21 protein-coding genes are annotated in these 25030 nt (G+C 45.9%); 12 read left to right on the top strand and 9 right to left on the bottom strand.

Annotated features, from left to right (window positions below; translation table 11 throughout):
* Nucleotides 1–16: 16 nt before the first annotated feature.
* The 5 genes from apaG to ACYQ28_RS10465 form a co-directional block, all read right to left on the bottom strand.
* On the bottom strand, nt 17–391 hold the full coding sequence (gene apaG / locus ACYQ28_RS10485) for a Co2+/Mg2+ efflux protein ApaG (protein WP_460050126.1): 375 nt from the start codon (nt 389–391) through the stop codon (nt 17–19).
* 141 nt (nt 392–532) lie between these two features.
* Nucleotides 533–1333 carry a 16S rRNA (adenine(1518)-N(6)/adenine(1519)-N(6))-dimethyltransferase RsmA gene (rsmA, locus tag ACYQ28_RS10480; protein WP_460050128.1) on the bottom strand — a complete coding sequence of 267 codons (801 nt, stop codon included), beginning with the start codon at nt 1331–1333 and terminating at the stop codon, nt 533–535.
* Between the two features lie 50 nt (nt 1334–1383).
* Nucleotides 1384–2385 carry a 4-hydroxythreonine-4-phosphate dehydrogenase PdxA gene (gene pdxA, locus ACYQ28_RS10475; RefSeq protein ID WP_460050130.1) on the bottom strand — a complete coding sequence of 334 codons (1002 nt, stop codon included), beginning with the start codon at nt 2383–2385 and terminating at the stop codon, nt 1384–1386.
* A gap of 38 nt (nt 2386–2423) precedes the next feature.
* Entirely contained in the window at nt 2424–3758 is a 1335-nt protein-coding gene (locus ACYQ28_RS10470; RefSeq protein WP_460050132.1) for a peptidylprolyl isomerase, read from the bottom strand.
* A 103-nt stretch (nt 3759–3861) separates the two neighbouring features.
* Nucleotides 3862–6696 carry an LPS-assembly protein LptD gene (locus ACYQ28_RS10465; RefSeq protein WP_460050134.1) on the bottom strand — a complete coding sequence of 945 codons (2835 nt, stop codon included), beginning with the start codon at nt 6694–6696 and terminating at the stop codon, nt 3862–3864.
* Nucleotides 6697–6792: 96 nt separating this feature from the next.
* Between ACYQ28_RS10465 and ACYQ28_RS10460 the strand changes: the two genes are divergently transcribed.
* Nucleotides 6793–7881 carry an aminoglycoside phosphotransferase family protein gene (locus tag ACYQ28_RS10460; protein ID WP_460050136.1) on the top strand — a complete coding sequence of 363 codons (1089 nt, stop codon included), beginning with the start codon at nt 6793–6795 and terminating at the stop codon, nt 7879–7881.
* Between the two features lie 37 nt (nt 7882–7918).
* The gene (gene murU / locus ACYQ28_RS10455) at nt 7919–8587 is read left to right on the top strand and encodes an N-acetylmuramate alpha-1-phosphate uridylyltransferase MurU (protein WP_460050210.1); all 669 of its coding nucleotides are present in this window, start codon (nt 7919–7921) and stop codon (nt 8585–8587) included.
* Between the two features lie 8 nt (nt 8588–8595).
* Here the strand turns inward: murU and ACYQ28_RS10450 are convergent, their stop codons facing one another.
* The gene (locus ACYQ28_RS10450; RefSeq protein ID WP_460050138.1) at nt 8596–9873 is read right to left on the bottom strand and encodes a DUF3530 family protein; all 1278 of its coding nucleotides are present in this window, start codon (nt 9871–9873) and stop codon (nt 8596–8598) included.
* A gap of 28 nt (nt 9874–9901) precedes the next feature.
* Between ACYQ28_RS10450 and rpe the strand changes: the two genes are divergently transcribed.
* From rpe to ppnP, 8 genes are all read left to right on the top strand, one after another.
* Nucleotides 9902–10585, top strand: coding sequence for a ribulose-phosphate 3-epimerase (gene rpe, locus ACYQ28_RS10445; protein WP_460050140.1), 684 nt, complete (start codon nt 9902–9904; stop codon nt 10583–10585).
* A 67-nt stretch (nt 10586–10652) separates the two neighbouring features.
* A complete protein-coding gene (locus tag ACYQ28_RS10440; RefSeq protein WP_460050142.1) occupies nt 10653–11348 on the top strand; it encodes a phosphoglycolate phosphatase in 696 nt (231 codons plus the stop codon).
* Between the two features lie 292 nt (nt 11349–11640).
* Nucleotides 11641–13110, top strand: coding sequence for an anthranilate synthase component I (gene trpE, locus ACYQ28_RS10435; RefSeq protein ID WP_460050144.1), 1470 nt, complete (start codon nt 11641–11643; stop codon nt 13108–13110).
* Nucleotides 13111–13126: 16 nt separating this feature from the next.
* Complete coding sequence (locus ACYQ28_RS10430) at nt 13127–13705, top strand: anthranilate synthase component II (RefSeq protein WP_460050146.1); 579 nt, start codon at nt 13127–13129, stop codon at nt 13703–13705.
* Nucleotides 13706–13745: 40 nt separating this feature from the next.
* The gene (gene trpD / locus ACYQ28_RS10425; protein ID WP_460050148.1) at nt 13746–14783 is read left to right on the top strand and encodes an anthranilate phosphoribosyltransferase; all 1038 of its coding nucleotides are present in this window, start codon (nt 13746–13748) and stop codon (nt 14781–14783) included.
* A 100-nt stretch (nt 14784–14883) separates the two neighbouring features.
* On the top strand, nt 14884–15678 hold the full coding sequence (trpC, locus tag ACYQ28_RS10420) for an indole-3-glycerol phosphate synthase TrpC (RefSeq protein WP_460050150.1): 795 nt from the start codon (nt 14884–14886) through the stop codon (nt 15676–15678).
* A 1009-nt stretch (nt 15679–16687) separates the two neighbouring features.
* The gene (gene hemB, locus ACYQ28_RS10415) at nt 16688–17686 is read left to right on the top strand and encodes a porphobilinogen synthase (protein WP_460050152.1); all 999 of its coding nucleotides are present in this window, start codon (nt 16688–16690) and stop codon (nt 17684–17686) included.
* Nucleotides 17687–17766: 80 nt separating this feature from the next.
* Complete coding sequence (gene ppnP, locus ACYQ28_RS10410) at nt 17767–18078, top strand: pyrimidine/purine nucleoside phosphorylase (RefSeq protein WP_460050154.1); 312 nt, start codon at nt 17767–17769, stop codon at nt 18076–18078.
* A gap of 348 nt (nt 18079–18426) precedes the next feature.
* Here the strand turns inward: ppnP and ACYQ28_RS10405 are convergent, their stop codons facing one another.
* From ACYQ28_RS10405 to ACYQ28_RS10395, 3 genes are all read right to left on the bottom strand, one after another.
* On the bottom strand, nt 18427–19302 hold the full coding sequence (locus tag ACYQ28_RS10405) for a ParA family protein (RefSeq protein WP_460050156.1): 876 nt from the start codon (nt 19300–19302) through the stop codon (nt 18427–18429).
* 553 nt (nt 19303–19855) lie between these two features.
* The gene (locus tag ACYQ28_RS10400) at nt 19856–20062 is read right to left on the bottom strand and encodes a cold-shock protein (RefSeq protein WP_460050158.1); all 207 of its coding nucleotides are present in this window, start codon (nt 20060–20062) and stop codon (nt 19856–19858) included.
* A 357-nt stretch (nt 20063–20419) separates the two neighbouring features.
* On the bottom strand, nt 20420–21424 hold the full coding sequence (locus ACYQ28_RS10395) for an adenosine kinase (RefSeq protein ID WP_460050160.1): 1005 nt from the start codon (nt 21422–21424) through the stop codon (nt 20420–20422).
* Nucleotides 21425–21581: 157 nt separating this feature from the next.
* Between ACYQ28_RS10395 and mrcB the strand changes: the two genes are divergently transcribed.
* The gene (gene mrcB / locus ACYQ28_RS10390; RefSeq protein ID WP_460050162.1) at nt 21582–23915 is read left to right on the top strand and encodes a penicillin-binding protein 1B; all 2334 of its coding nucleotides are present in this window, start codon (nt 21582–21584) and stop codon (nt 23913–23915) included.
* A gap of 234 nt (nt 23916–24149) precedes the next feature.
* Complete coding sequence (locus ACYQ28_RS10385) at nt 24150–24614, top strand: tetratricopeptide repeat protein (protein ID WP_460050164.1); 465 nt, start codon at nt 24150–24152, stop codon at nt 24612–24614.
* Nucleotides 24615–25030: the final 416 nt, after the last annotated feature.

Below are 25030 nucleotides of genomic sequence, written 5' to 3'. Positions count from 1 at the left end.
TGAGAGTTCTTAAAACTCAGTGTAGCGCGTATGGTGGAACAAGTGCGAAAGTAGGCACGGGAGCATCAAAAATATCACCGTTATCGGTGCGCATTTGATAGCTGCCCTCCATAGTGCCGAATTCGGTTTCAAGTACAACACCACTGGTGTAGGTGTACTCCTCGCCAGGGTTCAAGTGCGGCTGCTCACCAACAACACCGTCGCCACGAACTTCCTGCGTCACGTTATCGCCGTTGGTAATCAACCAGTGGCGGCTGATTAACTGCGCCGCGGTGTGGCTTTGATTACGAATGGTGATCGTATAGGCGTACACAAACCGCTGATCACCGGGATCAGACTGCTCTGCGATGTAGTGGGTTTTTACGCGAACCTCAATGGGTACATCTGTCATTTGATTTGATGTCTCTAACAAGAAACCATGATCTAAAAATAATTCGGCTAGATATCGCCACGTTTGTAATCACTTACCAAGTGCAGCAAAGAATTAGCCAGTTTAATGTATTATAAGTGCCAATAATCTGTATAGATTGGCTCAATGCTCATTCACATGACAAGCATTGGCAATACTCACAAAATCGGCGACCGTCAGAGATTCAGGTCGAGTATTAGGATCAATCCCTAATGCTTCGAGCTGTGCACCATCACACCATTGCTTAAGCGCGTTACGTAAAGTCTTTCGGCGCTGCTGAAATGCGCTGTTGACAACTTTTTCGAGCACACTCACATCGGATGCGACAACCGGGAAATCAGAGTAAGGCTCTAACCTCACCACTGCCGATTCTACCTTAGGTCTTGGTACAAAGCACTCGGGCGGTACCAAAAACAGAGATTGTACGTTGCAAAAGTATTGAGTCATCACACTCAGCTTGCCGTACGCTTTACTACCAGGGTCTGCCGCCATACGCTCTACCACTTCTTTTTGCAGCATGAAGTGCATGTCTTTTACAAGAGGACCTAAGCGCAGTAAATAAAAAATCAGTGGCGTGGATATATTGTAAGGTAAATTGCCAACAATTCTTAATGGCTCAGCTGCACTTGCCAGAGACGAAAAATCGAATTTAAGCGCATCGGCTTGATGCAGTTTAAATTCTGGATATTTGGCAAAACTCGCCAATAAAAATGGCACCAGATCTCGGTCTAATTCCACCACATTTAACTTAGGGCATCGCGCCAGCAGCAACTCGGTGATCGCACCCTTACCTGGGCCAATCTCGACGACGTTATCACCCGGAGTTGGCGCAACACTGTTAACAATCTTAGAAATAATGCCGAGATCGTGAAGGAAGTTTTGCCCAAATCGCTTACGGGCTGTGTGATGAAACGGAGAAGTCACTAACGAATATTTCCAAACTAAAAAGTTATAATGATAAATCTATGATGAGATCAACGTTGAGCTGTTGCCATCTCGATGGCGGTATCCAAAGCGTAGGCCAGACTTTCATAACTGGCAGTGCCTCGACCGGCCAAATCTAACGCTGTGCCGTGATCCACCGAAGTGCGAATAAACGGCAGACCCAAGGTAATATTAACGGCACGGTGAAAGCCTTTGTATTTTAAAACCGGCAAACCCTGATCGTGATACATCGCAACAATGGTGTCGCAATCTTGCATATGACGAGGTGTAAAAACCGTATCGGCGGGATATGGTCCGTCTAAATTCAAACCTTTAAGTTTTAGGGTTTCGAGCACAGGAATAATCACGTCGATTTCTTCGCGCCCCATGTGCCCACTTTCACCGGCGTGCGGATTTAATCCACACACTTTGATTTTAGGACTTTCAAGGCCAAATTTTTCGCGTAATTCTCTGTGGGTAATCTCAAGAATTTCGGTTAACAATGATGCTGTAATCGCCTGCGGGACCTTCGCCAAAGGCAAATGCGTAGTAACCAAAGCAACGCGCAAGCCTTCGGTGGCAAGCATCATAACAACACGATCTACACCCGCCTGTTCGGCAAAAAATTCGGTGTGACCACTGAAAGGCACACCCGCATCGTTAATAACGCTCTTACTCACAGGTCCGGTCACAATGGCCTGCCATCGGTTGGTTAAACAACCCTGGCTTGCAACCTTGAGCGTCTCTAAAACATAGCCACCGTTGTTGGGATTTAAGACACCGGGTTTTACAGTGTCGTTAAGAACCACCGGCGACACCAACAAGTTCTTTGCCGGTAACAGACCTTCGTTTCGATGTCGATCATCATCGAATTCGACTAAGTTCAATTCCAAGCCTAATAAACGAGCTCGATCCATTAATAATTGCGGGTCGGCAATGGCGACAACCTTGGCATTAAGCTGGTTTTGGGCGAGTTGTACCAGAATTTCTGGGCCAATACCGGCAGGCTCACCCGGAGTCACAGCAATGGTTGGAGGTGTTAATACAGACAAAGCAGTGACTCGGGTAAAGTGAATAGAATTGTTGGAGATTACTCGCCTAAACGAGTTTCAACGTACGCTTGACCACGCAATTCTTGCAACCAAATTTCAAGCTCTTCGTTAAAACGACGGCTGCGTAACAAATTTTCGGCGCGATTGCGAACAACGGTCTCAGTCATGTTTTCGTCGCGGCGATCATCAATTTTAAGAATATGCCAGCCAAATTGGCTTCTAAACGGCAGACTGATTTCACCTACCGGAGTTTGATTCATCATCTGCTCAAACTCTGGAACAAACTTACCCGGTAAAGACCAACCCAAATCACCCCCAGATAACATGGAACCAATATCTTCGGAATGAATTTTAGCCAGAGCTTCAAAATCGGCTTCGCCTTTCATGATCTGCTCACGATAAGTCAGCAACAGCTCGTAGGCTTCTTCATCGGTAAGAATCTCAGACGGCTTTAACAGAATATGACGAACATGCGCTTGTTCAATAACGGTTTCTTCGGCACCTTTGCGATCGTATATTTTAAGGATATGAAAACCTGCACCAGACTTAAACGGCTTGCTGATTTCACCAACCTTCATACTATTGAGATGCTCCGAAAAGACCTCTGGTAGTTCGATACCTTTACGCCAGCCCAAATCGCCACCATTCAATGCATTTTGGCCACCTGAATGCGCCACGGCTAGGTTTTTAAAATCCGCGCCCAGCGACAACTGTTCATAGAGTTTTTCGGCAATGGCTTGGGTTTTGGCGACGTCATCACCGCGACCAGCGTCACTGAACGGTACTAGAATATGGCCTAATTGGTACTCTGGAGATAACCAGAATTTACCTTCTTCAGAATTCAAGAAGTTATCGATTTCTTGTTCGGTAATCTGAATTCGATAGTTAACACGCGCCTGCTGAACACGTTGAATCATGATTTCATCGTGCAGCTGCTGGCGCATAGCGGCGGGAGAAACACCATCGTTAGCAAGTTTATTGAAAAACTGCTCGCGAGTAAGATTATTAGTACTGTGTAGGCGCGTCAGGGTTTTTTCGATTTCGTCATCGCCAATTTCGATGCCCATGCGATATCCCATGGCCAACTGCAAACGCTTCACAACCAAGTGTTCAAGCACCTGATCTTGCAGTACTTCATCGGGCGGCAACTGGCCGCGAGCTTGCAATTGCTCTTTGACTTGATTCAACTGGTTTTGAAGCTCGCTCTCCATAACCACGTCTTCATCCACAACGGCGACAACGCGATCGAGACCTTCGGTTTTTGCGGTTGCAAGATCAGCGCACAAGCACAGGCTCGCCATTGCCAAGAATTTGCGTAGATTGTATTTCACCGGCCAAGCCATTGGATTGAGTGAGAAAAGAGTCTGAGTCATTCGGTTTTTCTTCAATTTGAATCTACCTAACTTTATGATTTTGGCGTCAAAGCAGCGCCGAATTTTTGTACATCTATTGAGTTTTTTCAACGTTTAAACTCAATTAGGGCGTTGGCGCGATTCTCAACTCCCGAGTTGAATATCCGGGAATCGCCTCAGACAGAAGTTTGGCAAATTTACCCTGACCACTGCCTAAACCTTTGAACTGAATATCAAAGAAGACACCGCTTTTGAAATCTAAGTCTTCTTCGTCGATTACTTCAGCCAAGTCACTGTCGATCCAACGGCGCCAAATAAATCGTGCTCGATAACAGCAACTGTTGTATTCGAAGCCGCCAAAAGTGTCCAGTTCCCGATCAAAGGTGAAATCGTGCAGATTTCGGAAAATCACACTGACTTTTTTATTGACAGGCAAAACCACAGATAGATCACTCTGACGAGTGCTGGTCTCAACGGTTCTACCATCGGCCTCGATGCGATCGTTGCGTCTGTTGAAGTTAAAGCCGACGTTAATCAATCGATAATCGTCATCTAGGTAACGAAGACTGGTGCGACCTTCACTCATTAATTGCTCTTCTTCATCGTAAATAATGTCGGAAGACCAAGTAAGAACGTTTGAAAGCGCTGCGCTAAATTCACCGGCGATTTCGGAGTTAGGAGTGACCTCTTCTCGGCTGGAGCTCAAAAATACACGTCGATCTTCGAAGTAAAAAATCTGCCCGACGCTCGCTCTAAAGACTTCTTGACCGCTGTCGTTGTTGATAAAACGTGTGGTTAAACCCACGCTTAAGCGATGATCGTCATCGATGCGATCGCCGCCGGAAAATCTTGAAGTACGAAATAACTGGTTGTAATCGAAGCTTAAGTCGGCCGAGTCAAAATCGACGTTTTGGTTATCGTCGGTAAGTCGCAACAATTCGCTTTGATCGGCGAAATCACTGTAAAAGTAAAACAGTCTCGGCTCGAAAGTTTGCAAATAACCTTCGCCAGCCAAACGGCCTTCGCGCTCGAAGAACAACCCCGTATCTAAACTGCCCTGCAACACCGTGTAGTCTTGGGAAGTATCCACACCGTCGGAAAGATTATCGCCGTTGAGATCAAAGCGAGTGTGCTTTAAGTGAACGCCCGGTGTGAAAAAGCCGTATTGCGCCTGATTTCTCCAGAGGAAATCGTATTCGGCACGGGCACGATCACCCACAATGATATTTCTGTCTCTAAAATCGAACTCATCGCTGTGCTCAAAACTAACCACCTCGTGTTTAGCGTTGAGAGAGAAATCACCCCACTCGTAATTACCGTCTACGTTGATGCGCGGCAGCTCTTGGTAGGGTTCAAAAATATCAAAAACCAGCGTCTGGTAACTGGTGGCAGCAAGTTTAAAGTTCCAATTATTAGTGCGATAACCGACGGTACCGTTGCGCAGTAAGTGCGTTTCAGAACTGACATCAATGGCAGTGTTGTTCAGGTCGCGAAAATAGTTCTGATCACTGACACGGGTGAAATCGATAGAGCTGTACCAGCTCACCGGAGCACCAGCGGAGGCGCCGCCTTTCTGATACAAACCAACCAACCAGCGATCGCGGTTGATAAATGGGTTGTCTTCGCCCGGCTCAATGATGCCTGCCTCTACCAATGAGTCGGTATCACGACCGTCAACACCGGGATCATCTTCGAGATAGGCCAAGTCCAATTCCGATTCAAACTGTTTAGACAAATGACGAAATTGCGTCTCTAAAATAGGACCGCGATCATTAATAACACGTGGGTTAACAATCAAATCGTAATTGGGCGCTAGGTTAAAATAATACGGCAGACTTACGTCTAAACCGCCGTTATCACTGAAGCCCACAGTTGGAAATAAAAAGCCCGACAGACGTTCGTTGCTGGTCGGAAAGGTCATGAACGGCAGATAAAAAACCGGCACGCCTTTGAATTTAAACACGGGATTTTTAGCAACACCCCAAAGCTGACCTTCACGAATATCCACCGATTCTGATTCAATCTGCCAATCCGGCGTTTGCCCCGGCGGACAGGCGGTAATGGTGGTTTCGTTAAGATGCAGACTGTTGTTGGCGTGACGTTTCAAACGCACAGCATCGGCGCGCATTTGATTGGCATACAACAGTAAATTAACTTCGTTAAATTCGGCCGTATTATTTTGATTATTAATCTCGCCTTTGTCGGCGATGATTCTAAGTTCCGGTTCGCGATACACCACGCCACCTTCGGCTTCTGCCTGACCTGTGGTCTGATCAATTACCACACGATCGGCTTCGATAGAGCGACGCCCCTGAATCGCCTTCACGCCACCTTCTAGCAAATAAGTAGTACCGTTGATTAACTCGGTGCGATCAGCAATGGCTTCAAGCGGCGGATTGTCATCAGAAGTGGCTTGCAACAATTCTTCTGGTGCGAAGTAATGGCCCGCACATACGTCGGTGCGCAATAGCGAGTCTATTTGCTGTTGCGTCATGTCTTCGCGCAGCACCCAATCGACAAATTGCGGCGCTACGTTACTTAAATCGGTGCGCGAATTTAGCAGTTCGCCACCGCCATTATCGTTTCCAGATTGCGCGTATACGCTTGAGCTTGCGCCTATAACGCAGGAGAAAAGACTTGCACCCAGTGATAATGTCTGGATTAATTTCGACAAAGACTTGCGAGCAAAACGCTGTTTGCCTACAGAAACCGGCGCACCAATCAACGTTGATACTCGAACAGGTTTATGACTTGAGCGATGATGACGAGACAATCCGGTTGGTAAACTTGACAGCATGTGTGGGCAGCATGATTCGGTTAACAGTGGATGCGAGATTCTACGCGAAAGCCACCGGTCAAAGAAGTCATGGTGGCAATAAAACTCCAGCATCACTAATAGACAACCAACTTGATGCTGACTAATTTCATTGTTGAAAAGACCCTCGACAGAAACCGACACCAAGAACTCAAACTGAAAAATTAAAGCAGAATATCGAGCCAAGTTGCTCAATAAACATTGATCTGATTACCCCAATATTAAAGTAAGCACATAATAATGACTGAACCCTTACCTGAAACCGGCGCCGAATTCGAACATTGGATTAAACAACAACTGGTAAACTTGTCGTTTGCATCGCTCTCTAACGAGCAAATCAACCATGCATTTTTATCAACGCTTACCGGTGACGCAGGTTTTAGGCGTTACTTTCGTGTGAACTTCCCCAATTCTCCAATCACCCTAATCGCGGCCGCCTGTCCCGCAACTACGGTCAATACCACTCTGTTTCATGAACTTTCCGAAAGCTTAAACGGTAGCGGTGTTAGCGCACCGCAAGTGATCGCCATTAAAGAAGGTAAGGGTTGGTTACTGCTGGAAGATTTTGGAGACGACCTTTTACTGGCAGCACTGAGCGAAGATGCTTTGAACGCACAAATGCTCTACGCAGAAGCAGCCATGACTCTGGTCTCACTGCAACTGAATCGCGATTACGATTTGGACATCGAATCCTACAGCCCACAAAAGCTCAAAGCCGAAATGGCGCTGTTTGAAACTTGGTTTATTGAACAGCAACTGGGTTTGTTTTTTAACGACGAGCAAAAGCAGACACTAAAACAAAGCTTCGACACACTGATCCACAACGCTCTTGTTCAACCACAGGTTTTGGTGCATCGCGATTACCACAGTCGTAACCTTATCGTGCGCGACGGTTTGCCTTTGGGTGTGATTGATTTTCAAGACGCCGTTTGGGGACCAATTACCTACGATCTCGTCAGCCTATTTAAAGATTGCTACGTGCGCTGGCAGCCGGAGCAGATAAAACGCTGGGCATTGAATTATCGTGAACTCGCCACCGACGCCGGATTACTGGCCGATGTCGATGAAACTACCTTTATGCGCTGGTTCGACCTCATGGGCCTGCAACGCCACATAAAAGTGTTGGGCATCTTTGCGCGCCTAAATTTACGCGACGCAAAATCTAATTATCTCAATGATTTAACCCGCGTCTTTGCCTACACCCTAGACGCCGCCGAGCACTATTCTGAATTAGCCTCTTTTGCCGATTTACTGCGTGACGTGGTTTTACCCGCCGTTGAGCTGCAACCTTGGTACAACCCAGACAGCGCCAAGCCTTGGCAACTTTAGACATAACCTCTTTGCTTAGGACTTTTCTGTGAAAGCGATGCTACTGGCGGCGGGTTTTGGCAAGCGTATGCTGCCGTTAACCGCACACACTCCCAAGCCTTTGTTGGAGGTCGGCAAAGACAGCCTAATCGGCCATCAACTGACGCGACTAAAACAAGCCGGCATTACCGAGGTTGTTATTAATGTCGCTTACCTTGGCCAGCAAATTATCGACAAGATCGGTGATGGTAGTGATCGCGGTTTAACCATTCATTATTCCGTCGAAGAAGAACCGCTGGAAACCGCCGGAGGTATCGATAAAGCCTTGGCGATATTGGGCGAAGAACCGTTTCTGTTGGTCAACGGCGACATTTGGACCGATGTCGATCTCGCGCAATTTAGTCGGTTACCTTTGCACGCCAACCTTGCGCGCTTGCTGCTGGTGAATAATCCTGATCACAACCCGAATGGCGACTTTTCCGTTTCCGAATCCGGACAAATTTTACCGAGTAAAACCAAGCAGACCTTCACCTACAGCGGTGTCGCGCTGATTGATCCAAAACTGATTACCCGCTATCAGCACCGCCGCGAGGCCTATCCGTTAAAAGAAGTTTTCGACGCCGCTATTGCTTTGGGGAAATTAGGCGCCTCGATTCATAGCGGACTTTGGCTCGACATAGGAACGCCGGAACGTCTTGAAGCACTTCGCGATCTGCTCAGTAAATAGGTTTCGAATTATTGAACCGTGCGATTGATAAAACCCAGCACTCGATTGGCGAGAAACTCCGGGTTTTCCGGTGCATCGGGTAACGCCTGCTGTACATAACGCTCATAGCCGTTACGTATTGCGGTAGTTTTTCTGAGTTTTGCTGCAATATTCGCGGTGCCACTGCGATGATAAATATCCAACACCGGCGCGGGTGCATTCAAAGCAGTCACCAGATCGGCCTTCTCAACCCGCTTAAACAGTGCAACCTTTCGAGCGTTATCGCCAGCCATCATTCCAGATTTATCCGTCATTTCAGGTTTATCCACCATTGCGTTTTCCATCATAGCGGCGTCCGTGGCGTCTGATTTATCCAACATGCGGCTCTTATCGATCATCATGTCGCCGGACTTCTGCATACGAACAACGCTGTTTTCGGCATCAATTAATACCAGCGCTAATACAGGATTTTGAGTTCTATTACGTTCGATCAGCTTTTGTGCGTAGCGAGTCGCCCACACCGCACCATCACCAATTCCCACCAACACCACCTTCGCGGGATTTGTTTGTTGGATAAGCTCTAAGGCCGCATCCAGTTGTGCGTCCAACACCTTGGAGAGATCCAAAGATTCAACGGCTTTATCATCCTTGATCATCATGGCTTTATCGTCTTCGGCCATAGATTTTTCGGCCATCATCGGCTTATCAGCCATGGATTCTTCCATTTCGCTACCATCATCGGCCATAGCATCTGATTCCTGCGCACTCCTCGGATACATCAACGGCGGCAAGCGAATTGGCGTGATGGTAATCACCGACCAGCCACCCGAGGCCAATCGCGTCTGTAAAGGTTTAACTGTAGTTGGCCAAACCGCATGTTGGGACTTACTAGGAACAATAATGACATTGCCTTTGATGGCCGATGATTCTGCGACCTCCAGCGCCGACAGAAACTCTAAGCCTTCGGCGTTTAACCAGTGAATTTCAGCTAAGGGTAACTGCTCGGCGACCAACTGCATTTCGCGCAGGTACCGGTTTCTAAAATCGGTAGCGACACGTTCAATCGTCACATCGGCTTGCGAGCTGCTATCTTCGGCATCGGGTTCGGCTTCCTGCGCAGAAACACTCGAACACATAAGCAACTCGATGATTAAAAGTAGAGATATTCGAAGGAATTTCGAAAAAAATAGCCTAAATTGGGTGATTGAGGCTTTTTTCAGTACAATAGCGCCGCTTTCAACACGCGCACTCGATATGTCGCCGTGTTGAGGCATTCGTAAACCAGTATTCAATGTCCACAAAACCATGGAAGGATTCACCACCGGGTAAGCTCACATGCAAGATTTCAAAATCGCTCCTTCTATTTTAGCCGCTGATTTCGCAAGACTCGGCCAAGAAGTCGAATCCGTTCTGGCCTCCGGCGCCGACATCGTTCACTTTGATGTTATGGACAATCACTATGTGCCTAATTTAACCGTCGGCCCTATGGTCGCTAAGGCACTGAGAAATTACGGCATTGAAGCGCCCATTGATGTGCATTTAATGGTTGAGCCGGTTGATGATCTTATCGGTCAATTTGCCGACGCAGGTGCAACCTACATCACCTTCCACCCGGAGGCCTCTCGCCATGTCGATCGCTCAATTCAATTGATTAAAGCGGCCGGTTGTAAGGCGGGTTTGGTTTTAAATCCGGCTACCGAAGTGAGCAGCATTAAAACCGTGTTGCCACAATTGGATATGCTGCTGTTGATGTCGGTGAATCCAGGTTTTGGCGGACAAAAATTCATTCCCTATACCCTAGATAAATTGCGTGAAGCCCGTGCCGCCATTGATGCAACCGGCCAAGCCATTCGCCTAGAAATCGACGGTGGCGTCACTGCCGACAACATTCGTGCGATCGCCGAAGCCGGTGCCGACACCTTTGTGGCCGGTTCTGCGATTTTCAGCAAACCCAACTACAAAGATGCCATTGATGCCATGCGTGCCGAGCTGGCACTGGTTGGTGGTAAATCCGCGTAATTCAAAGAAAGCTCTGAACCTGTCAGAGCTTATGTATTTTTCTTACAGTTTTCAGGAGCTTTATCGCATGGGCGCGACCACAGCCAAACCTACCTTGTTGCAGCGATTGTTTGGCGGCCTGCCAAAGTTGGTGATGTTCGATCTCGACGGCACCTTGGTTGACAGTGTTCCGGGCATTGCCGCCGCTGTGGATAAAATGCTGATTGAATTTGAGCTGTCTCCTGCTGGAGAAGATAAGGTTCGCAGCTGGGTTGGTAACGGCCAAAAGTTGTTAGTCGAGCGCGCCCTAGCGGATGCGGGTATCGATGTTGCGACCAATTTGGATAAAGGCATAGAAGGCTTTCGCAAACACTATGCGCACACCAGCGAGCAAGGTCTAAGCCTTTTTCCGGGCGTTTTAGAATTCCTAGCGTTTCTTAAAGCGAATAATGTGCGAATGGCCGTGGTCACCAACAAGCCCATCGACTTTGTGCCCGCCATTTTAAAAAGCCAACAGCTCGAAGACTTTTTTGAAATGTCTCTGGGAGGTGAATGCCTTGCCGAGAAGAAGCCCAAACCGTTACCACTCTTACACACAATGGAATTCTTTCGAGTTGAAGCCAAGGATGCATTGATGGTTGGTGATTCCAACAACGATCTACTCGCCGCAGAAGCCGCCTTGGTGAAAAGCCTTGCTCTCACCTATGGCTATAATCGTGGTGAAGACTTGAGTATTTATCCACATCTATGGATTGGCGATGATTTATCCGAACTCTGTCAATGACTGGAAAGCTAAATCAAAAACACCGTTACGATTGGCTAGACGACCAGCCTCTAGCTGGCTAAACTAGCCACAATTTTTCAACCACCTCAGGTTTTTTGGTCGCGTTTAATGCTTAAACAGCTCAACCAAATCAATACGCAAGCCGCAATCATTGCAATCAATGGTTATTCGTTTGCCTCTTCATGGCGATGGCGTCACTAAAGCCAGATCGCGGTCATTTCATGTCCGCCGTTTTCATCTCGTATCGAATAAACCCAAAAATAAAGCGCGAAGTGCGTGAAGAGATACCATCATGACGCCCGAATTATTTCAAAACTACGTCAACCAAGGCTACAACCGTATTCCGGTTTGTCGCGAAATCCTCGCTGACTTAGAAACACCGGTTTCTTGCTACCTAAAACTCGCCCAGGGTAAATATTCTTACCTGCTAGAGTCTGTACAAGGTGGCGAGAAATGGGGGCGATATTCCATTATCGGCTTGCCCAGTACCACGGTTTTAAAAGCCTTTGGTGACAGAGTTACCGTCGAAGAACACGGCAAACTTACCGAAACCATCACGCTTCCCGATCCATTAGCGTTTGTCGAAAGCTTTCGCCAACGCTTTAAGGTTGCACCCATTGAGGGTTTGCCGGTCTTTAACGGCGGATTGGTTGGCTATTTTGGTTACGATTGCGTGCGCTACGTTGAGCCGAAGCTCAAAGACAGCGTCAATAAAGACGTTATTGGTACACCAGATATTTTGCTGATGGTTTCTGAAGACGTTCTCGTTTTCGATAACCTTGCCGGTAAGCTTATTTTTATTACCCACGCTCATGCTGACAAGGCTAATGCTCTAGAGTTGGCCAATCGCCGTCTTGATGAACTCGAAGCCAAACTTGCCGAACCCGTGACCGAAACCGGTAAAACCATCAAGCTCACCAGTGAAGCCAAACGAGAAGCCGATTTTACCTCAAGCTTTGGTGAAGAAAATTTCGCCAAAGCCATTGGTGCTATTAAAGATCACGTTCTTGACGGCAACACCATGCAGGTGGTTCTGTCGCAACGTCTTTCGATTCCCTTCTCGGCATCACCCATTAACCTGTACCGCGCCCTGCGCAATCTTAACCCGTCGCCGTACCTCTACTTTTTAGATTTGGGCGATCATCAAGTTGTGGGTTCCAGTCCAGAAATTTTAGCGCGGCTCGAAAACGGTGAAGTGACCGTGCGACCCATCGCAGGAACACGCCGACGCGGTAAAACCGAAGAAGAAGATCTGGCTCTTGAGCAAGAAATGCTCGCCGATCCGAAAGAAATTGCCGAGCATTTAATGTTGATCGATTTGGGTCGCAACGATGTTGGCCGCGTAGCCAAAAAAGGCACCGTTGAGCTGACCGATAAGATGGTCGTAGAACGTTATTCCCACGTGATGCACATTACCTCAAACGTCACCGGCCAAGTTCGCGATGGCCTCACCGCCATGGATGTGCTTAAAGCGAGCTTGCCTGCCGGTACGCTCAGTGGTGCACCGAAAATTCGGGCCATGGAAATCATTGACGATCTAGAAAATGAAAAACGCGGCATCTACGGCGGCGCGGTGGGTTATATCGGCTGGAGCGGCAATATGGATACCGCCATTGCCATTCGCACGGCCGTGATTAAAAACCAAACTCTATATCTGCAAGCAGGTGCAGGCGTTGTTGCCGATTCGGTACCTGAATTGGAGTGGAAAGAAACCATGAACAAAGCGCGCGCGATGTTTCGTGCGGTAGACATGGTTTTATAGGATTAGGAGCACTCCAATGATTTTAATGATCGATAACTACGATTCTTTCACCTACAACGTTGTGCAATATCTGGCCGAACTTGATGCCGATGTTAAAGTAATTCGCAACGATGAATTAACGCTCGAACAAATTATTGAACTGAACCCCGAGAAAATTGTTATTTCTCCGGGTCCGGGCAATCCCGACGAAGCTGGCGTTTCCATTGAAGTGATCAAATCGCTGGCCGGAAAAATCCCTATTTTAGGGGTTTGCTTGGGACATCAAAGTATTGGCCAAGCCTACGGCGGTAAAATTGTGCGCGCGGGGCAAATTATGCACGGCAAGACCTCAATGATTCATCACACCTCTACCGGTGTTTTCCGAGGTTTACCGTCGCCCTATCGCGCTACTCGCTATCACTCGCTGGTACTCGATAAAGAATCGCTGCCAGATTGCCTAGAGATGACGGCATGGACGCAAACCGACGATGGCGACATCGAAGAGATCATGGGAGTACGCCATAAAGAGTTAGCGGTTGAAGGCGTGCAGTTTCATCCAGAATCGATTTTGTCAGAGCACGGCCACGCACTACTGAAGAACTTCCTCGATCAATAAGTTGTAACTGACAACGGGTTCCCGTTTGGGAAGACACACTATGACCGATATAAAACAAGCCCTTCAAGATGTTGTTGCGGGAAATGATCTAAGCGTTACCGACATGACCGAGGTAATGCACCAAATTATGACCGGCGGCGCCACCGATGCGCAGATTGGCGGATTTCTAGTTGCTCTGCGCTTAAAAGGCGAAAGCATCGACGAGATTACTGGTGCCGCCACGGTTATGCGTGAACTGGCAACCGGCGTTGAATTAAACCAAGAAAACCTCGTAGATACCTGCGGCACCGGTGGCGACGGCGCTGACTTATTTAATGTTTCTACAGCTTCAGCCTTTGTAGTTGCTGCCGCCGGTGGACGCGTTGCCAAACACGGCAATCGCTCGGTTTCAAGCAGCACCGGCAGTGCCGATCTATTAGAAGCAGCAGGAGTTAACCTTAATTTAACACCAGAACAGGTCGCTCGATGTGTGGACGAGCTTGGGGTTGGCTTTATGTTTGCTCCTGCTCATCACAGCGCAATGAAACACGCCATTGGCCCACGCAAAGAGCTCGGCCTGCGCACCATTTTTAATATGCTTGGCCCTTTAACCAACCCGGCAAAAGTTACTCGCCAGGTGATCGGTGTCTTCAATAAAGACCTGTGCGAACCTCTCGCGCACGTCTTACAGCGCTTGGGCAGTGAGCGTGTATTGGTCGTCCATGCACTCGATGGTTTGGATGAGATATCCATTGGCGCACCTACTTTTGTGGCAGAACTGAACAAAGGCCAAGTAACTACTTATCAGATTCAGCCAGAAGATTTCGGCATTGCCACCCAAAGCCTTGATGGTCTTGCCGTAGACAGTGCCGATCAGTCACTTGCTATCATTAAAAGTGCACTGAAAAATGAGAAAACAGCAATTGCCCAAAAGGCACTCGACATCATAGCTTTGAATGCAGGCGCCGCTATTTATGCAAGCGGAATCGCAGACACCCTAAAAGACGGGGTTACCATGGCCAATGATGCCCTAGGTAGTGGTTTAGCTTTAGAAAAGTTAAACGAGCTAGTCGCTTTTACCCAAGTGTTTAGCGCATAACAATCGATTTTGGCATCGATATAAACTGCCACCGGCAATCTGCTGGTGGCATCCTCTGCCAATCGATAAACACGATAACGAACTCATAAGCGCAAATACAATGAACACGCCAACGATCTTAAAAACCATCGTCGAACGTAAATTCGAAGAAGTAGCCGCTCGACGTGACGTTACTTGTCTTGAAACACTCAAGCAACGTATTCAACAACAGACTCCAGCGCGAGGCTTTGTTAACGCCATTGAAAATAAACTGGCCAACAATCAAGCCGCCGTTATTGCCGAAATTAAAAAAGCCTCGCCCAGTAAGGGCATTATTCGCGAAAATTTCGACCCTAAAGCCATCGCCGAAAGCTATTACCAAGGTGGCGCAGCCTGTTTGTCTGTGCTGACCGATGTGGACTTTTTCCAGGGCAGTGATGCGTATTTACAAGAAGTACGTGCGACTGTACCGCTGCCAGTGATTCGCAAAGACTTTATGGTTGATCCCTACCAAATTTTTGAATCACGAGCGATAGGTGCTGACTGTATTCTATTGATTGTTGCCTGCTTGAGCTTTGAAAAACTCAAAGAATTGCACGATCTCGCCGTTGAGATTGGTCTTGATGTGTTAGTGGAAGTTCACGACCGCCAAGAACTGGAAACAGCGCTTCAGTTGAATACTCGTCTGATCGGTATCAACAATCGCAACCTGCACAACTTTGAGGTGACCTTAGATACAACGTTCGATCTGTTACCCCTGATTCCAGAAGATCGAATCATCGTCACCGAAAGCGGTATCCACACCACCGATGATATCGCCGCCATGCGCGGTCATAATGTGCACTCGTTTTTGGTGGGTGAATCATTAATGCGGGCTGAGAATCCCGGTGAGCGTCTCGCCGAACTTTTCATGTAACGTTATTTTTAAGTAACGCTAATAAATCGCATAAACCCACCATCGAATTCCGTCTGCGACCTATTAAACTGAACATGACTCACTTCGGTTAGACATGTTCAGCCCTCTTCGAAGCTTCGTGCTTGCTAAATTTTATTCCAACAACAAAACATGTTGGTGAACACCCGTCTTTTGTAGTTTTTCTCTTTTTAATTTTCGAAAGCTTATTGCAATAAATTTAACCAATCGATGGCTAGTACAAGACAGTATTATTACAACTGGCGAAATATTGTCGTTACGATCGTTCAATATGACAAAAATATGTCATAACTCGTTATTTCGAGTAGCTAGAAACACGAAAACAACGAAATAAGTGTTGATTATAAAAACCCTTATCCCCAAAGTTATTCACAAGCAACTCACCCTTGATGGATCGAAAAGAAAACAATCTGATCAGAAAAAAATATTTTTTAATAAATACGTGACGCTAATCTTAAAATAAGAAATAACTGATATCGAAATAATTACTCAGTCTCAGTGTTCCACGAGGAATCTACGCTCAACACCCTGACTAATTCAAAAAAGTCTTATAAATTCGGTACTTTCATGCGTACCCAATTCAGCTCGCCGAAAATATAACAATCGTTCATATTAGGTTTTGGCAGGATAAAAAATAAAAATTTTGAAAATTGTGTAATAAAAAGTCGCCTAAAATTACCTAAAATTTCATTGATCAAAAACCAACCAGAACCCTTAAAGCGAGGTTTTGTGACTTTTAGAAGTAATTATCCACAGCTTATCTTCAACACTATTCAGAGTTTCTGTGGGTTAGTCACAATTCTTTGACAAAACTGCAACATTATTCACCTTTATCATTGATTGCATCGTGAAAATAACAAAATACTTTAAAAAACGGATTATTAGTCAGCATGTTCCACGGATAATGTGCTTTCTTAACTATCGAATTCGTTAATAACCTTGTTAAACTCCGAGCCGTTTTTTGAGCTGTGCAATAACCGAGTGAGATTTTATGCGTTCTTTTCCTTCCACCCGAATGAGACGCCTGCGTGCGCAAGACTTTTCCCGCCGCTTGGCTCGGGAAAACCAACTGTCCGTCGACGACCTGATCTACCCGATCTTTGTCACCGAAGGCGAGAACAACCGCGAAGCCGTCCCGTCTATGCCGGGCGTCGAGCGATTGAGTTTGGACTTATTACTGGTTGAAGCAGCACAATGGGTGGAGCTAGGCATTCCGATGGTGGCTATTTTTCCGGTAACGCCGCCGGAAGCTAAGTCACTGATGGCCGAAGAGGCCTACAACCCCGACGGACTTGCCCAAAGAGCGGTTCAATTACTGAAGCAGAATTTTCCAGAATTGGGCGTCATGACCGATGTGGCATTGGACCCATTCACAACACACGGCCAAGACGGCATCATTGATGACAACGGCTACGTGCTTAACGACATCACCAAAGAGATCTTGGTAAAACAAGCGCTTTCTCATGCCGAAGCCGGTGCCGATGTGGTTGCACCGTCTGACATGATGGACGGTCGAATTGGCGCGATTCGCGAAACCTTAGAAGCTAACGGTCACGTAAACACCTTAATCATGGCTTACTCTGCCAAGTACGCTTCGGCCTACTACGGCCCATTTCGCGACGCGGTAGGCTCTGCTGGCAATTTGAAAGGCGGTAACAAGTACACTTATCAAATGGACCCCGCCAACAGCAACGAAGCCTTGCACGAGGTTGCCTTAGACATTCAAGAAGGCGCAGACATGTTTATGGTCAAGCCCGGCATGCCTTATTTGGATATCGTGCGACGTGTGAAAAGCGAATTGGAAGTACCCACCTACGCTTATCAAGTAAGCGGCGAGTACGCGATGATTTGTGCGGCGGCACAAAATGGTTGGCTCAACCTAGAAGCAACCGTAATGGAATCTTTGCTGGGTTTTAAACGCGCCGGCGCCGATGGAATTCTTACCTACTTTGCGCCACTTGCGGCTAAATTATTGCGAGAAGCAAATTAATTTATCGAGTCGAAAAGCCATAAGCTAGAAAAGTACTTTTCACCGAAACTCTGTTAAACATCAATTGGAAATAAAAAGCTATGCCACAATTTACCGATGTCACCATCACTAAAAAAGCGAATATTTATTTTGATGGTAAGGTCACTAGTAGAACCGTTCTCTTTGCCGATGGCAGCAAAAAAACGCTAGGAATTATGCTTCCGGGTGAATACGAGTTTGGCACCGATGCCAAAGAGTTGATGGAAATTCTTGCCGGTGATTTGGAGATTCAATTACCCGGCGAAGATTGGAAAACCGTTACCGGTGGAGAGTCTTTCGAAGTTCCTGCTAATTCCAGCTTCAAGCTAAACATCAAAACCGTTACCGATTACTGCTGTAGTTATCTCGACTAAGTTCAAATACCGAACTCGGTAATCGTGCCTTAAAGCGAATGATCAATGGCTCAGACCTTATCGACTCAATCTCAGATTCACAAAGTCTAAGATCTAGATAGCCTGAGCCATATTTATAAATCTGCATTCAATACTCTATTTAGGTTTTAGGAACCGCTGATTAACTCACACGAGATTTAATCAACAAGTAGACATTGAAAATACGATTGCCAACTTTCTACAATTTTAGTCACTTACAATTTTAGTCACTTACAATTTTAGTCACTTACAATTTTAGTCACTTACAATTTTTGAAACTGACCAAACGCACTTGATTCGCTGGAAGCTTGAGTTGATTCAGAACTTCGCTTAAACCACTTCTTGTTTTTCAACTTCTTCGGTATCCGCTTCAGATAATGGCTGTGACGAATCCGATTTTTGAGAGTAAGCACTTTTCGAGACTTCTTCGGGCTCTTGCCACAAACCCGAAATACGCAAATACAATTCGGTAAACTCCTGAGCAACCTTGTGTTTCGCACTCATGAAAACCACAGGTTTGTGCTCGCGGTGCGACTCCCGAATTTTAATTGAGCTGGACAAAAAAGGTTTTAATACGGGAAGACCTTCTGCCTCTAACTCAGCAACCGCTTCTGCTGGAAGACGTGCCTGAGCATTAAACTGATTGATAACAATGCCTTCAATTTCTAACTCATCGTTGTGATCTTCACGAACTTCTTTAATGTTCTCCAAAAGCTCGTACAAGGCTTTACGGCTGAATACGTCGCAATCGAAAGGAATAATGCATTTATCACAGGCAATGAGCGCCGATAGCGAATAAAAATTTAATACCGGCGGAGTATCGATATAAATTTCATCGTAAATTTTCGATAACTCTTTTAAGAAACTGCGCAACTTGTAAATTTTATGACGGGAAACGAGTTTTGACTCTAGATCGATAAGATCAGAATTGGCGGAAATTAAATATAAATTATCGAACTTGGTTTTCCGAACAAAATCATCGGCGGTTAAATCACGAAAACTGTAATTAATTTGCGAATCAAAAAACTCACCAATGCCAACAATATTGTCATTGCCATCGTGGCCTAAATAGTGAGTGCTGTTCGCCTGGGGATCAATATCAACCACAAGCGCTTTTTTACCTTGTTGAGCGGCAACCGCGGCGAGATTGCACGTAATTGTCGACTTACCTACACCACCCTTACGGTTAAAGATTGCTCGTATCATGTTTCCCCCAAGATTTAACAGAGATCGCTAAGAGCTAACCCTACACCGAACGTTGCGATCGACCTTTAAGATATTAACGAATGAGACAAAGTCATTCTGAAGGAAACTTGCTAAAAAATCATCTTTTACACAGGGAAATCACAGCAACGGCTAAAAAAAAGGGCGATATTTATTTTTATAATTAATGAGTCTGAGTAAGTAAAAAAATATTCGTTTATCAAATAAAAATAGCTGTAATTTAAAAATATAAATTGTTAATGACGCATTAATTTAAAAATCATTAGTTTTAGTCTTGAACGGTATAAGTATCTTCGAATTGAAAACATACCGCTGGCCATCAACCAAATTTTCATATTGTTATTCAGCGTGGTTCGAAATCACCAAATTAAAGAACACAAACCGAAAACAAAACTTAATCAATGCAAAACATCAAGAACAATCGCTTGTGCTGAAAAACAGCAAAGCTACGAACAAACAGGAGGATGAACGTCGAAAAAGGGATAAATAAATGGGAGGGTTTGTGATGGCTCTTACGAACCATCACAAGCGCAATTTAGATCGCTACAACTTCTTCAGCTTGTGGACCTTTTTTGCCGTCAGTAACGGTCATTTCAACTTTTTGACCTTCTGCCAATGATTTGAAACCGTCACCAACGATGGCGCTGAAGTGAACGAAAACGTCTGGACCTGATTCTTGAGAGATGAATCCAAAACCTTTGGTTTCATTAAACCATTTAACAGTACCGATAGTTTTAGCCATAAAGATAATCCTGTGATTGTGTAAATTTGGGCCATATGGGCAAAGTGTGTGTTAAATACGGTTTGTTGCTTTGCATACAGGACGTGGCACTGCTGGTTTGATGCCAAAGGCAAGAAGCAGGTGTAACGTGGAGCGGTATAACAAGTGACAAGATACTACCGAAATTTAAGCACTATCATCCTACTGAAAGACCATTAAAAGGCAAGTAAAAATACGCTTAATTTGCTTGCTTTTGATAAACGGGCAGATTTATGTACGAATTCGGGATATTAGTTGAATTAACGCGCCACATTTGTCGATTTTTATGACGCAGGCGGCTCTCATTTTCGTGAAAAACCCGCCTACTTGATCCAATTTTTAGAGTGGAACCAGTGTTTGTTCTAATAGAGAAGTGTATTGGTCGGCTCTTAAGCGAGGCCCAAACTGACAAACCAAGGTCGCAGACGCCAAACTTGCTAATCGACCGGCATCGGCAAAGCTGTGTCCTTGAGTAATTGCGTACATAAAAGCACCAGCGAACAGATCTCCAGCACCATTGGTATCAATTGGTTCAACCTTGTGTGGCTCGACTTGAATCAGTTGTTCGCCGTCAAATAGCAATGCACCTTTTGAGCCCCGCGTTAGCGCGAAAGATTTTGTGTACTTTTTCAACGCCTCAACCGCATCGTCCAGTGTTGAAGCTCCGGTAAAATCCATCGCCTCAGCCTCATTGCAGAACAATAGATCAACACCCTCACCGATCATCTCCAACAAAGGCTCTTTAAAATAAGCCACCATAGCCGGATCAGAAAAGGTTAATGCGGTTTTAACGCCGTTTTGTGATGCATGCTCACGAAGCTTTAAAACCGCCTCGCGCGCAGTTGGTGATGACGAAAGATAACCCTCAATGTAAATGTATTTACTGTTGGCGGCCACAGACAGATGCAACTGATCCACGCCAACGGTTTCGCTGATCCCTAAAAAGGTATTCATGGATCGCTCCGCATCGGGAGTAATCAGCACCAAACATTTGCCGCTAATCCCGTGGTGTTCGGCAAATTTTGGAAGATAATCCACTTGAGCACTTTGCAAATCGTTCAAATAAAAACGACCATCATCGTCGTCGGCCAATTTACAGCTATAAAAGGTCTTCGCGCCAAAATAACTCGCAGCAATCACGGTATTGCATGCCGAACCACCGCTGGCTCGTTTCGAAGCAACTAGATGGCCTTCAAGATGCGCCAGTAATTCTTGCTGACGTGTCTCATCAACCAAGGTCATAAAGCCTTTTTCAACGCCAAATTTCGCTAGATCAGCATCCGTCACTTCAATTTCGGTATCGACAAGTGCATTGCCAATTGCGTAAATATCGTACTTTTCCACGTATTTTTCGTCTCTGTTGCGGTATTGATTGGGAAAGTTTAGCTTACACTAAACAACACACCAAAAACCTTATCCATGTCTGTTCTAGAACTCTCACTGAGCGCTCAGATCAAACGCGGGATGCAATTAATCGGTTTGATCTATAAACTCGCCCAGTATGACTAAAGCAGCACGTAAGAAATCACCCGCCAAATCCCGAAGTAAGAAAACCAAACGCAGTTTTAAACAAAAACTATTTCGTTTTTTTCTCTACTGCACATTTATTTTTATTACCGTATCGCTGATTGGTTTTGCCATTATCGACTACACGGTAACGCAAAAATTTGATGGCAGAAAATGGGCTCTGGCCGCCCGAGTTTATGCCCGCCCACTGGAAATTTATCCCGGCGCCAATCTCACCATAGAAATGTTGAAAGACGAGCTTTCCGGTTTGTCCTATCGATTTGTAGCTAACCCTGCCAGTCCACAACAAGCCGCTTTTGGCAGCAGTGCTGCTGAAATTTATTTACCGGCCCGCAAAGTCAACGAACAACGCTTCGAAGCACAAAAAATACGCGTCGAATTCGCAAACAATCGCATCGAACGCGTTACCAGTAACGGCAAACCTCTTACAGACGTCGTGCTATTTAGTCCTATGGAGATTGGTGCAATTTACCCGGCCACCGGAGAAGATCGTATTTTGGTGCGCCTTCAAGAAATACCACCGCTGTTGGGCGAAGCATTAATTGCGGTCGAAGATAAAAACTTCGTAAACCACCACGGTATATCTCTAAAATCCATTGCCCGAGCCATACTCGCGAACCTACAAGCGGGTCAGCTGGTACAAGGTGGTAGCACCATTACTCAGCAGCTGGTTAAAAACCTGTATTTAAGCAATGAGCGCTCTTTAACACGCAAATTGCTCGAAGCAGCCATGACCATTTCTCTCGAATTACACTATTCAAAAGCCGAGATATTAGAAACCTATATCAATGAAGTGTATTTAGGCCAAGCAGGACGACGAGCCATTCACGGTTTTGCACTGGCCTCTAAGTTTTACTTCAATAAATCCGTTGATCAGTTAAATACCGAAGAGATTGCCTTGTTAGTGGGCATGGTCAAAGGTGCCTCTTATTACAATCCGAAACGACACCCCGAAAGAGCCAAAAATCGCCGCGATACAGTTTTGACCGTCATGGCTGACAACGGCTTAATCGAGAAAAGTCAGGCTGAACAATTAGCGGCAAAGAAAATTGCATTGGCGCCTGCCGAACAAAATCAACACGCCTTCCCAAGCTTTATCGATGTCGTCAAAGAGCAATTATTACGGGATTATCAACTCGAAGATTTGCAATCAGAAGGCTTGCAGATCTACACAACTCTCGCTCCCAGCTTGCAAAGAAGTGTCGAAAAAACCATTCAGCAAAAGCTTTCAGATTTGGAGCGCAGTTATTCCATAACACGCAATACCTTGCAAAGCTCAGCGGTGTTTACCGCCGTTGGCAGTGGCGAAATCTTAGCGGTTGTTGGTGACAGAAACACCTCCTTCGACGGTTTTAATCGAGCTTTAAATGCCAAGCGACCCATAGGCTCTTTAATAAAACCAGCGGTTTATTTAACGGCGTTAGAAAGCCGTCGATACACATTGGCTACACCGCTGGACGATTCCCCGGTCAACATTGTCGTCGAGCAAAACAAAACGTGGCAGCCGCAGAACTTCGATCATCAAAGTCATGGACAGGTGCCGCTCTTTTCTGCACTGGCAAATTCGTACAACCAATCGGCAGCGCGGCTGGGAATGGATTTAGGCGTTGATCGAATCAGCTCAACCGTTAAGCGTTTGGGAATCGATGCAGAAATCCCTCAGGTTCCGGCATTAATTCTTGGCTCACTGGATCTGACCACTTATCAAATGAGCAACTTTTATCACACCATTGCTAACGACGGCATCTATACGCCGCTACGAGCTATTCGCAGCATTTACACGCCCGATGGTAAACGTTTGCAACGATTTGGTTTAGAAAGCAAAGAAGTGGTTGCCAGCGAAAATGCATACCTGCTGGATTTCGCCCTGCAAATTAATGCCCATCAAGGTACCGGAAAATCCATTTACAACACGCTGCCAGAATCTCTTGCGGTTGCCGGCAAAACCGGTACCACCAACGATCAACGCGACAGCTGGTTCGCCGGTTACAGCGGCGATCTTTTAGGTGTTGTTTGGGTTGGCGCTGACGATAACCAACCCTTGCCATTAACAGGTTCAACCGGTGCCTTGAATATTTGGAAAGATGTTTTTCGCCAGGTGCCCACCAGAGGAATTGAAAAGCTCAAACCGGCCCGAATTGACTTTCAATGGGTCGATGCACAAACCGGGTTAATAAGCGGCCCAAACTGCAAGCAAGCTTTATCATTACCATTTATTGATGGGACAGAGCCTTCTCAAAAGGCGAGGTGTGAATACATTCAAACGCCCGTAAAACCCTGGTGGCGGAGAATTCTGGGAGGCCAGTAGTTATTGAGCCGTTCAGCAAATACTTATCTTAACGATGTGTTAGCGAATAAATTTAGGCGAAGGTAAAAACTGTGTAACAAATTGGCGGTTTGACTATCCGTTTCGCACAAATTCAAGGTACAAACAACATCATCATGGACTTATCGCTTGCCAGCGCGGGTTACACCGTTAAACATTTCTGATTAATTCAACGGTGATTTACTCAGAAACTTTATTTTAAATAGACTAAGAAACATGCCGTACGAATTATTAAAATCATTGGCTTACCGTAAAGTTGGTAAACGCGAGCTTATTGCGGTCACACTCAGTTGCGTATTAACGGGTTGTGTAGCCACTCAGCCGACCGCCACAGCACCGGTTATTCCCGGCCAAACCCAAGAGAATTCGAGCTCGGCGCCCACTAACAAAGCGCCAGCACCAACACAGGCACCCTCTCAACAACTCGCCTTATTAAACAGTAAGTTATACCAAGCTAATCAGGCTCTTGACCAAGGCAAGCCTGAAAAAGCCATTGAGATAGCAGAGCAAAGTCTAAGATTAGATCGCTCAGATGCTCGCTTCTACCTAATTCTTAGTGAAGCGCACTGGGTCATGGGCAATTACGATCTGGCCAGAAATTTCGCTCGACAAGGACTACGATATGTAAGGCCCTCACAAACAGACATCAAACAAAAATTGCACAAATTTACCCAGATTTAAACGCAGCGGAAGAGACATAATCTTAGTATTTGCTTATATTTAGCGTAATATCTAAACAAATCAGAAGTGACTTAACCGATACACCTAACCACTTTTGGTACTACTCATGCTTTAATTGGGTAGACGTCACAAAACCGTACTTGATGTAGTCGCGCGTAATAGAAATTGTGGGCACCGTAAAATAAAATTTTACTGATAACTTTTCGTAATTCACCGACAATACTTAAGCATAGATGCTCGATAAAGCATTCTAAGATTGCCGTGAAATTACACGACAAAGTGAGCACAGACAGAGTTAGGCTTCGTAAAAGTCAAAGTCAGGTCTGCTAACGTTAAAATCCGTCGTGTAATGCTCGAAGATATCCACAAACAGATTTCTTGTACGAACCGTCCATCAATACTGGTCTAATATAGTT

The sequence above is a fragment of the Sessilibacter sp. MAH1 genome, from assembly GCF_054658315.1.
This window is presented reverse-complemented; position numbering and strand designations above follow the sequence as displayed.

Excerpts from the sequence above, each read along its gene's own strand:
- rpe (WP_460050140.1), top strand. The coding sequence starts at position 9,902 with ATGCAAGATTTCAAAATCGCTCCTTCTATTTTAGCCGCTGATTTCGCA.
- trpD (WP_460050148.1), top strand. The coding sequence starts at position 13,746 with ATGACCGATATAAAACAAGCCCTTCAAGATGTTGTTGCGGGAAATGAT.
- trpC (WP_460050150.1), top strand. The coding sequence starts at position 14,884 with ATGAACACGCCAACGATCTTAAAAACCATCGTCGAACGTAAATTCGAA.
- murU (WP_460050210.1), top strand. The coding sequence starts at position 7,919 with ATGCTACTGGCGGCGGGTTTTGGCAAGCGTATGCTGCCGTTAACCGCA.
- apaG (WP_460050126.1), bottom strand. The coding sequence starts at position 391 with ATGACAGATGTACCCATTGAGGTTCGCGTAAAAACCCACTACATCGCA.
- ACYQ28_RS10405 (WP_460050156.1), bottom strand. The coding sequence starts at position 19,302 with ATGATACGAGCAATCTTTAACCGTAAGGGTGGTGTAGGTAAGTCGACA.
- ACYQ28_RS10430 (WP_460050146.1), top strand. The coding sequence starts at position 13,127 with ATGATTTTAATGATCGATAACTACGATTCTTTCACCTACAACGTTGTG.
- ACYQ28_RS10450 (WP_460050138.1), bottom strand. The coding sequence starts at position 9,873 with ATGGTTTTGTGGACATTGAATACTGGTTTACGAATGCCTCAACACGGC.
- ppnP (WP_460050154.1), top strand. The coding sequence starts at position 17,767 with ATGCCACAATTTACCGATGTCACCATCACTAAAAAAGCGAATATTTAT.
- hemB (WP_460050152.1), top strand. The coding sequence starts at position 16,688 with ATGCGTTCTTTTCCTTCCACCCGAATGAGACGCCTGCGTGCGCAAGAC.
- ACYQ28_RS10460 (WP_460050136.1), top strand. The coding sequence starts at position 6,793 with ATGACTGAACCCTTACCTGAAACCGGCGCCGAATTCGAACATTGGATT.
- ACYQ28_RS10440 (WP_460050142.1), top strand. The coding sequence starts at position 10,653 with ATGGGCGCGACCACAGCCAAACCTACCTTGTTGCAGCGATTGTTTGGC.
- ACYQ28_RS10470 (WP_460050132.1), bottom strand. The coding sequence starts at position 3,758 with ATGACTCAGACTCTTTTCTCACTCAATCCAATGGCTTGGCCGGTGAAA.
- trpE (WP_460050144.1), top strand. The coding sequence starts at position 11,641 with ATGACGCCCGAATTATTTCAAAACTACGTCAACCAAGGCTACAACCGT.
- ACYQ28_RS10385 (WP_460050164.1), top strand. The coding sequence starts at position 24,150 with ATGCCGTACGAATTATTAAAATCATTGGCTTACCGTAAAGTTGGTAAA.
- ACYQ28_RS10400 (WP_460050158.1), bottom strand. The coding sequence starts at position 20,062 with ATGGCTAAAACTATCGGTACTGTTAAATGGTTTAATGAAACCAAAGGT.
- mrcB (WP_460050162.1), top strand. The coding sequence starts at position 21,582 with ATGACTAAAGCAGCACGTAAGAAATCACCCGCCAAATCCCGAAGTAAG.